The 8934-nt window shown below is 73.0% G+C and carries 8 protein-coding genes; all 8 read left to right on the forward strand.

Annotated elements, in window-relative coordinates:
• The first annotated feature begins 45 nt into the window (after window positions 1-45).
• The 8 genes from ACFUN8_RS26945 to ACFUN8_RS26980 are packed head-to-tail and all read left to right on the forward strand — an operon-like array spanning window position 46 to window position 8886.
• Window positions 46-1173, forward strand: coding sequence for an inositol-3-phosphate synthase (locus tag ACFUN8_RS26945; protein WP_383642659.1), 1128 nt, complete (start codon window positions 46-48; stop codon window positions 1171-1173).
• Entirely contained in the window at window positions 1170-2924 is a 1755-nt protein-coding gene (locus tag ACFUN8_RS26950) for a UbiA family prenyltransferase (protein WP_383642662.1), read from the forward strand. Before ACFUN8_RS26945 ends, ACFUN8_RS26950 begins: the two co-directional genes overlap by 4 nt.
• The gene (locus tag ACFUN8_RS26955) at window positions 2921-3766 is read left to right on the forward strand and encodes a sugar phosphate isomerase/epimerase family protein (RefSeq protein WP_383642665.1); all 846 of its coding nucleotides are present in this window, start codon (window positions 2921-2923) and stop codon (window positions 3764-3766) included. The genes ACFUN8_RS26950 and ACFUN8_RS26955 overlap by 4 nt, the downstream gene beginning before the upstream one ends.
• Window positions 3763-4350, forward strand: a complete 588-nt coding sequence (locus ACFUN8_RS26960; protein ID WP_383642668.1) for an EboA domain-containing protein — start codon at window positions 3763-3765, stop codon at window positions 4348-4350. Before ACFUN8_RS26955 ends, ACFUN8_RS26960 begins: the two co-directional genes overlap by 4 nt.
• Window positions 4350-5198 (forward strand): TatD family hydrolase, encoded by an 849-nt coding sequence (locus ACFUN8_RS26965; RefSeq protein ID WP_383642671.1) that lies wholly within the window; start codon window positions 4350-4352, stop codon window positions 5196-5198. The genes ACFUN8_RS26960 and ACFUN8_RS26965 overlap by 1 nt, the downstream gene beginning before the upstream one ends.
• Before the next feature lie 3 nt (window positions 5199-5201).
• Window positions 5202-6371 carry a metabolite traffic protein EboE gene (gene eboE / locus ACFUN8_RS26970; protein WP_383642674.1) on the forward strand — a complete coding sequence of 390 codons (1170 nt, stop codon included), beginning with the start codon at window positions 5202-5204 and terminating at the stop codon, window positions 6369-6371.
• Window positions 6368-7795 (forward strand): alkaline phosphatase family protein, encoded by a 1428-nt coding sequence (locus ACFUN8_RS26975; protein WP_383642677.1) that lies wholly within the window; start codon window positions 6368-6370, stop codon window positions 7793-7795. Before eboE ends, ACFUN8_RS26975 begins: the two co-directional genes overlap by 4 nt.
• A 17-nt stretch (window positions 7796-7812) precedes the next feature.
• Window positions 7813-8886 (forward strand): sugar phosphate isomerase/epimerase family protein, encoded by a 1074-nt coding sequence (locus tag ACFUN8_RS26980; protein WP_383642680.1) that lies wholly within the window; start codon window positions 7813-7815, stop codon window positions 8884-8886.
• Window positions 8887-8934: the final 48 nt, after the last annotated feature.

Consider the following 8934-nt stretch of genomic DNA (forward strand, 5'->3'; position numbering starts at 1 on the left):
CCGCCCGCCGTCCACCAACACACCCACCCGGCAGGGAGGCAGCCCGTGACCACCAACGATTCGACTGCAGGACGTACCGGAGTCTGGTTCGTCGGAGCACGCGGCTCCGTCGCGACGACGGCCGTAGCGGGATGCGCGGCGGTCGTCGCCGGGCTCCACCCCGCGACCGGCATGGTCGCCGAGACCCCGCCTTTCGCCGGGTCCGGCCTGCCGGCCCTCTCCTCACTGGTCTTCGGTGGTCACGACACCGTGAGCTGCCCCCTGCCGAAGCGGGCCGAGGCGCTCGCCGCCGCCGGGGTCCTGCCGCACGGCCTGCCCAACAGCATCGCCGCGGAACTCGAAACGGCCGACGCGGAGATCCGCGCCGGCGGACCGATGCCCGGCGACACCCGTGACGACGACGAACTGATCGCCGCGTTCGCCGACGACATCACCGCGTTCGTCCGGCGCACCGGCGTCGCGCGCGCCGTCGTGGTCAACGTCTCCTCCACCGAGCCCGAGCCCGCCGCGGACGACCCGCGGCTGCCGGCCAGCTCCCTCTACGCGGCGGCGGCCCTCAAGGCCGGCTGCCCCTACGTGAACTTCACCCCGTCGACCGGGCTGCGCAGCGCGGCCCTCGCGGACGCCGTCTCGGCCAGTGGACTTCCCCACGCGGGCCGCGACGGCAAGACAGGCCAGACGCTGCTCCGTTCCGTGCTCGCCCCGATGTTCGTCCAGCGCGCCCTCGACGTCAGGGCCTGGTCGGGCACCAACCTGCTGGGCGGCGGGGACGGAGCGGCGCTGGCCGACCCGGCGGCCGCGGCCGCCAAGAACGCGGGCAAGGAGCGGGTCCTCGCCGACACGCTCGGGATCGCGCCCGAGGGCGAGGTGCACATCGACGACGTGCCCGCCCTCGGCGAGTGGAAGACCGCGTGGGACCACATCGCGTTCGACGGGTTCCTCGGCTCCCGCATGATCCTGCAGACCATCTGGCAGGGCTGCGACTCGGCGCTCGCCGCGCCGCTCGTCCTGGACCTGGCCCGACTGGTCTCCCGCGCCCACGAGGCCGGACTGACCGGGCCGCTGCCCGAGCTGGGCTTCTACTTCAAGGACCCGGACGGCGGCCCCGCCGCGCTGGCGGAACAGTTCGACGCGCTCCTCTCCTTCGCCGAGCGCCTCAAGGAGAGCAAGTGACGCCAGGTCCTGTCCGGCGGCTCTTCGGGGGCCCGGGACGTCTGGTACGGCACCTCGCCGCGCTGTCGGAGCCGGCCGGGTACGTCCGGTACGAGGCCGATCCTCCGCCTTGCGACGCACCGCCCCGGCCGCCCCGGGCCGATCCCCGGACATCCGCCGGACAGGACCTGCGTGCCTGGGCCGAACTTCTGCGGGTGTCCGCGCTGTTCACGGTCCCGGGCGACGCCCTGGCCGGCGCGGCGTCCGCCGGAGTCCGCCCCAACCGTGGCACGGCGCTCGCCGTCGGCGCGTCCCTGTGCCTGTACGAGGCGGGGATGGCGCTCAACGACTGGGCGGACCGCGACGAGGACGCCGTGGAGCGCCCGCACCGCCCGATCCCCTCGGGCCGCATCACCCCGAACGCGGCGCTGGCGGCGGCGGGCGGCCTCACGGCTGCCGGCCTCCTCCTCGCCTCCCGCGCCGGCCGCCCGGCCCTGGCCCTGAGCACGGCCCTGGCCGCGACGGTCTGGGCGTACGACCTCCGCCTGAAGCACACACCGGCGGGCCCGGCGGCGATGGGCGCGGCGCGCGCGCTGGACGTCCTGCTGGGCGCGACGGCAACACGCTCGGCCTCCGACCGGGCGGCCAAGCCTGCCGCCCCCGGCCGCCGCCCGGCCCCGCCGGTGGGCGCCTTGGCGGCCAAGGCCGCGGGTTCGGTGTCCCGTTCGACGGGCCGCTTCTCGCCGCCGCCCGCACGGCGGGGCGTGCTGACCCGGCTGTCGGCCTGGACGACCGGCACGTCGGGCCGAAGGCGTCCGTCGACCTCGGTGAGCAAGCTCGCGGGGTCGGCTGCCGGCCAGGGGCGTACGGCTTCGTCCGTTGTCGCCCCGCTTGAGGCTCTGGCGGCCAAGGCCGCCGGCTCCGCGCAGCCCGAAGGGCGGGGCGTGTTCGCAGGCTTGTCGGCTTGTGCCGACGGCTCGGCCGTACCGCACGGTGCGGCGGCCGGTGTCGGCCGGACGTCGGTGGATGTCCTGGCGAGCAAGCTCGCGGGGTCGGCTGTCGGCCAGGGGCGTAGGGCTTCGTCGGTCGTCGCCCCGCTTGAGGCTCTGGCGGCTACGGTCGCCGGCGCGACGGGCCGTTCCGCGCAGCCCGAAGGGCGGGGCGTGTTCGCCCGGTTGTCGCCCTGGGCCAGTGGCTCTGCCGCGCCGCGCCGCGCAGCCGCCCGTGCCGGCCGGACCTCGGCGGCCCGGCAGGGCCGTACCGCGACGCCCGTCGCCGCCATGGCGAGCGCGCTCGCCGGATCCGTCGGGGCGCACAGCCCCGCACCCCTCGCCCGGCAAGGCGCCACCCCGCCCGCCGTGCCACGCGGTGCCCTCGTTCCCGCCGCGCTCCTCGGCGTGCATACCCTCGCCGTCACCACCGTCTCCCGGCGAGAGGTGTACGGCGGGTCCGTCGGGGCGCCGCTGGCCGCGCTCGCCGTCACCGGGGTGCTCGGGGGGGTCGTCGGGCGGCAGCGGGGTGACGGGCCGGGCGGGCTCGTCGGGCCCGTGCTCGGCGCCGCCTTCGTCGTCACCGCCGGGCGGCCCTACCTGCACGCCGCGCTCAATCCGTCCCCGCAGCTCACCCAGCGCGCCGTCGGCGGGGGGATCCGGGCCATGATCCCCTTCCAGGCCGCGCTCGCCGCGCGCGGTGGCGCTCCGGGGGTCGGGCTCGCCGTCATGGGGCTCGTACCGCTGGCAAGGAAGCTCGCGAAAAAGGTGAGTGTGACATGACCATCCGCTACGGATACGGCACCAACGGGCTCACCGATCTGCGTCTGGACGACGCCCTCGGGCTGCTCGCCGACCTCGGGTACGACGGGGTCGGGCTGACCCTCGACCACATGCACCTCGACCCGCTCGCCCCCGAACTCGCCGCCCGTACGAGCAAGGTCGCCGCGCGGCTGACGGAACTCGGCCTCGGCGTCACCGTCGAGACCGGCGCCCGCTACGTGCTCGACCCGCGCCGCAAGCACGGGCCCACCCTCCTCGACCCCGACCCGGAGGGCCGCGCCGCCCGCACCGCGCTGCTCGTCACCGCCGTGCGGGTCGCCGCCGACCTCGGCGCGCACGCCGTGCACTGCTTCAGCGGCATCACCCCCGACGGTACCGACCCCGACACCGCCTGGAAGCGGCTGGAGGAGTCGATCACCCCGGTCATCGACGCCGCCCAGGCCGCCGGTGTCCCCGTCGCCATCGAGCCCGAACCCGGCCATCTCCTCGCCGACATCGCCGGCTTCCACCACCTCAGAGGGCTCCTCGGCGACCCCGAACCCCTCGGCCTCACCCTCGACATCGGCCACTGCCAGTGCCTGGAGGCGGCGCCGCCCGCCGACTGCGTCCGCGACGCCGGCCCCTGGCTGCGCCACGTACAGATCGAGGACATGCGGCGCGGCGTGCACGAGCATCTGCCGTTCGGGGACGGGGAGATCGACTTCCCGCCCGTGCTGGCCGCGCTCGACGCCACCGGCTACCAGGGCCTGACCGTCGTGGAGCTGCCCCGCCACTCGCACGCCGGGCCCGAGATGGCCCGCACCTCCCTGGACTTCCTGCGCTCGATCGGAGCACCGGCATGAACCGCGAGGAGATCGACGCACGCCTGGACGCGAAGGCCGTCGCCTGGCTGGACCAGGCACTCGCCGAAGCGGCCGAGAAGGGCGACAACGTTGCCCTCCGGCGCTGGGAGCTGCGCTTCGCCGCCGCCGGCCGCCACTGCGGACAGGACAACGCGGACGACGTCCGTACCCTGCTCCTGCGCCGCGCCGCCGCCGACGTCGGCACCCTCACCCGCCTCTACCAGCAGGGCGCCGCCGCCGAGCGCCGCGCCGTACTCCTCGCCCTGCCGCACCTCGTCCCCGGCCCCGAGGCCGTGCCGCTCGTCGAGGACGCCCTGCGCACCAACGACACCACCATCGTCGAGGCGGCCGTCGGCCCGTACGCCGCCGACCATCTCGACGCGCACGCCTGGCGGCACGCCGTACTGAAGTGCCTCTTCACCGGCGTGCCCGTGGCCGCCGTCGCCGGCGCGGAACGCCGCGCCCACGGCGACGCCGAACTCGCCCGGATGCTCACCGACTTCGCGTCGGAGCGCACCGCGGCCGGACGGTCGGTCCCCCCAGACCTGCACCGTGTACTGAACATGACCGGCGAGGAGTCCTGATGCGTATCTTCGACCCCCACATCCACATGACCTCCCGCACCACGGACGACTACCAGGCCATGTACGCCTCCGGAGTCCGTGCGCTCGTCGAGCCGTCCTTCTGGCTCGGCCAGCCCCGCACGTCGCCCGCCAGCTTCTACGACTACTTCGACGCGCTGCTCGGCTGGGAGCCGTTCCGCGCGGCGCAGTACGGCATCGCGCACCACTGCACGCTCGCCCTCAACCCCAAAGAGGCGAACGACCCGCGCTGCACACCCGTCCTGGAGGAACTGCCCCGCTACCTCGTCAAGGACGGCGTCGTCGCCGTCGGCGAGATCGGCTACGACTCCATGACCCCCGCCGAGGACGTCGCGCTCGCCACCCAGCTCCAGCTGGCCGCCGAGTACGCGCTGCCCGCGATGGTCCACACCCCGCACCGCGACAAGCTGACCGGCCTGCGCCGCACCATCGACGTCGTCGCCGAGTCGAATCTCGACCCCGAGCACGTCCTGCTCGACCACCTCAACGAGACGACCGTCAAGGACGCGGCGGAGTCGGGCAGTTGGCTGGGCTTCTCCATCTACCCCGACACCAAGATGGACGAGGACCGGATGGTCTCCGTGCTGCGCTCCCACGGCACCGACCGCGTCCTCGTCAACTCCGCCGCCGACTGGGGCAAGAGCGACCCGCTCAAGACCCGCAAGGTCGGCGACGCCATGCTCGCCGCCGGCTTCTCCGAGGACGACGTCGACAAGGTGCTCTGGCGCAACCCCGTCGAGTTCTACGGCCTCAGCGGCAGACTCCAGCTCGACGTCCCCGCGCCGGAAGCCCTGCACGAGGGGAACTCCATCCTCCGCGGCGGTGAGTGAGCCATGCGCTTCCGCCACCCCGACGGCTCCACCGTCCACCTCTCGTACTGCACGAACGTCCACCCCGCCGAGACCCTCGAAGGCGTACTGGCCCAACTGCGCGACCACTGCGAGCCGGTGCGCAAGCGCCTCGGCCGTGACCGCCTGGGCATCGGCCTCTGGCTCGCCAAGGGCGCGGCCCGCTCCCTCATCAACGACCCCGCCCAACTGCGCGGTCTGAAGGGCGAGTTGGAGCGGCGCGGCCTGGAGGTCGTCACCCTCAACGGATTCCCGTACGAGGGCTTCGGCGCCGAAGAGGTCAAGTACCGCGTCTACAAGCCGGACTGGGCCGACCCCGAGCGCCTGGCCCACACCACCGACCTCGCCCGCCTCCTCGCCTCGCTGCTGCCCGACGACGTCACCGAGGGCTCCGTCTCGACCCTGCCCCTCGCCTGGCGCACCGCCTTCGACGACGCCGCGGCCCGCACCGCCCACGCCGCCCTCACCACCCTCGCCGAACGGCTCGACGCACTGGAGGAGCTGACCGGCAAATCCATCCGGATCGCGCTCGAACCCGAGCCCGGCTGCACCGTCGAGACCACCGCCGACGCGATCAGCCCGCTCACCGACGTCGCCAGCGCCCGTATCGGCATCTGCGTGGACACCTGCCATCTCGCCACCTCCTTCGAGGACCCGTCCACCGCGCTCGGCGCCCTCGCCGACGCCGGCGTCACCATCCCCAAGGCCCAGCTCTCCGCCGCGCTGCACGCCGAGCACCCCCATCTGCCGGAGGTACGCGACGCGTTGGCCGCCTTCGCCGAGCCGCGCTTCCTGCACCAGACCCGCACCCGCACGGCGGCCGGCCTGCGCGGCACCGACGACCTCGAAGAGGCCCTGGCCGGCGAGGCACTGCCGGACGGCGCCCCCTGGCGTTCGCACTTCCACGTGCCGCTGCACGCCCCGCCCGCCCCGCCCCTCACCTCGACCCTCCCCGTACTCCAGGACACCCTCGCCCTGCTCGTCGGCGGCGCCGAACCGCTGACCCGCCACCTGGAGGTCGAGACGTACACCTGGCAGGCGCTCCCGCCCGAGCTGCGCCCCCGCTCACGCGGCCGGCTCGCCGAGGGCATCGCCGCCGAACTGACGCTGGCCCGCGACCTGTTGGTCGACCTGGGTCTCAAGGAGCTGCCATGACCGCCGACCCCACCCCCGAGCCGACCGCGAAGGCCGCCGAGGCCCCCGCGCGCCCCACCCCCCTCCTCGTCCTGGACGTCGTCGGACTCACGCCCCAGCTCCTGGCGTTCATGCCGAACCTCAAGAAGCTGGCCGCCGCGGGCTCCCAGGGCCCGCTGACCACCGTGCTGCCCGCCGTCACCTGCAGCGCGCAGTCCACGTTCCTCACCGGCACCCTGCCGTCCGAGCACGGCATCGTCGGCAACGGCTGGTACTTCCGCGAACTGGGCGACGTCCTGCTGTGGCGCCAGCACAACGGACTGGTCTCCGGCGACAAGCTCTGGGACGCGGCCCGCCGCGCGTACCCCGGCTACACCGTCGCCAACATCTGCTGGTGGTACGCGATGGGCGCCGACACCGACTACACCGTCACGCCCCGCCCCGTCTACTACGCCGACGGCCGCAAGGAGCCGGACTGCTACACCCGGCCGCCGGCCCTGCACGACGAACTGCACGACAAACTCGGCACGTTCCCCCTCTTCCACTTCTGGGGCCCCGGCGCCGACCTCGTCTCCTCGCAGTGGATCATCGACGCCACCCGCCACATCATCGGCACCCGCCACCCCGACCTGGCGCTCTGCTACGTCCCGCACCTGGACTACGACCTCCAGCGCTTCGGCCCCGACGACCCCCGCTCCCACCAGGCGGCCCGCGACCTCGACGCGGCGCTGGGTCCGCTGCTGGACGACGCGCGCGCCGAAGGCCGTACCGTCGTCGCCCTCTCCGAGTACGGCATCACCAACGTTTCGCGGCCCGTCGACATCAACCGGGCCCTGCGCCGCGCCGGACTCCTGGAGGTCCACACCCAGGACGGCATGGAGTACCTGGACCCGATGGCGTCGCGCGCCTTCGCCGTCTCCGACCACCAGATCTCGCACATCTACGTGCGCCGCCCCGAGGACCTGGACGCGACCCGCGAGGCGCTGAAGGACCTCAAGGGCATCGAGGAGATCCTGGACGACGAGGGCAAGAAGAACTACGGCCTCGACCACCCGCGCTCCGGCGAACTGGTCGCCGTCGCCGAACCCGACGCCTGGTTCACGTACTACTACTGGCTCGACGACGCCAAGGCGCCCGACTTCGCCCAGCTGGTCGAGATCCACCGCAAGCCGGGCTACGACCCCGTCGAGCTGTTCATGGACCCCCTCGACCCGTACGTGAAGGTCAAGGCGGCCAAGGCCATCGCCCGCAAGAAGCTGGGCATGCGCTACCGGCTCGCGGTCGTCCCCCTGGACCCCTCACCCATCCGCGGCAGCCACGGCCGCCTCCCCACGAGCGACGACGAAGGTCCGCTCATCCTCTGCTCCACCCCCGAAGCCGTCACCGGCCGTACCGAGGCCACCGACGTGAAATCCCTGCTCCTCAATCTCGCAGGACTGCACTGATCTAAGGAGTTCCACGCATGAGCCGCAAGAAGTCAGTCGACCCGGAGCTGGCAGCCAAGCTCAGCCGGCGCAACATGCTGGGTGTGGCCGCGGGCACCGGTGCCGCCGCCATCCTCGGCCTCTCGGCGGCCACCCCCGCCGCCGCGGGCGAGCGCGGCCGTGGTCACGGCCACGGTCATGGCCACGGGCACGGCAAGGGTGAGCCCGTGCTCACCCCGGGCCACCTCGGCATACAGCTCTACTCCCTGCGTGACAAGGTCAACTCGCTCGGCTTCGCGAAGGTCTTCGAGGAGCTGGAGCGCTTCGGCTACGACGAGATCGAGTACGCGGGCTACACCCAGGGCAACGCCGGGGCCATCACCATCCCGCAGCTGCGCAAGCTGGCCAGGAACCACGGTCTGCGTCCGATCGGCAGCCACGTCAACTACGCCGACGACAACAACCCCGACGCGTACAGCTTCGCCCAGAACCTGGAGAAGGTGCTGGACGACGCCCAGGCGCTCGGCCTCGACCACATCGGCACCGCGTCGGGCCCCTGGCGCCACGGCGACACCGTCGACGCCTGGAAGAAGGCGGCCGAGGACTTCAACACCTACGGCGCCGCCGCCCGCAAGCGCGGCATGAAGTTCTACCAGCACAACCACGCCGAGGAGTTCTCCTTCGCGAGCGACCAGCCGGGCGTCCGCCTCTACGACGTCCTGCTCGCGGAGACCGACCCCAAGCTGGTCTATCTGGAGATGGACATCTACTGGGCGTTCGCCGCCAAGCACCGCTTCAGCGTGACCGGCGACGGAAAGCCCGCGCCGCTCGACCCGCTGAAGTACGTGCTCAAGCAGCCCGACCGCTACCCCCTCTTCCACGTCAAGGACGGCGTGAAGAACGAGGAGGCGCGTGACGGCTACGACATGGTCGACGTCGGTGACGGCGACATCGACTACAAGAAGTTCATCTCGGCCGTGAACAAGACCCACAACGGCCGCAGGGACCACCACTGGCAGGCGGAGCACGACAACCCCGTCGACTCCATCCTGTTCGCCCAGAAGTCGGCGGACCACCTGCACTCGCTCCGTGAGAAGCGCGGCCACCACTAGGACGAAATACGAACGGCGGCTCCCCGTACGGCTGTTGGCCGTACGGGG

This window comes from Streptomyces sp. NPDC057307 (assembly GCF_042667665.1).
Lineage (GTDB): Bacteria > Actinomycetota > Actinomycetes > Streptomycetales > Streptomycetaceae > Streptomyces.

Bases quoted from the DNA above. Each gene is read 5' to 3' on its own strand.
- ACFUN8_RS26955 (WP_383642665.1), top strand. From the start codon at position 2,921: ATGACCATCCGCTACGGATACGGCACCAACGGGCTCACCGATCTGCGT.
- ACFUN8_RS26960 (WP_383642668.1), top strand. From the start codon at position 3,763: ATGAACCGCGAGGAGATCGACGCACGCCTGGACGCGAAGGCCGTCGCC.
- ACFUN8_RS26965 (WP_383642671.1), top strand. From the start codon at position 4,350: ATGCGTATCTTCGACCCCCACATCCACATGACCTCCCGCACCACGGAC.
- eboE (WP_383642674.1), top strand. From the start codon at position 5,202: ATGCGCTTCCGCCACCCCGACGGCTCCACCGTCCACCTCTCGTACTGC.
- ACFUN8_RS26975 (WP_383642677.1), top strand. From the start codon at position 6,368: ATGACCGCCGACCCCACCCCCGAGCCGACCGCGAAGGCCGCCGAGGCC.
- ACFUN8_RS26980 (WP_383642680.1), top strand. From the start codon at position 7,813: ATGAGCCGCAAGAAGTCAGTCGACCCGGAGCTGGCAGCCAAGCTCAGC.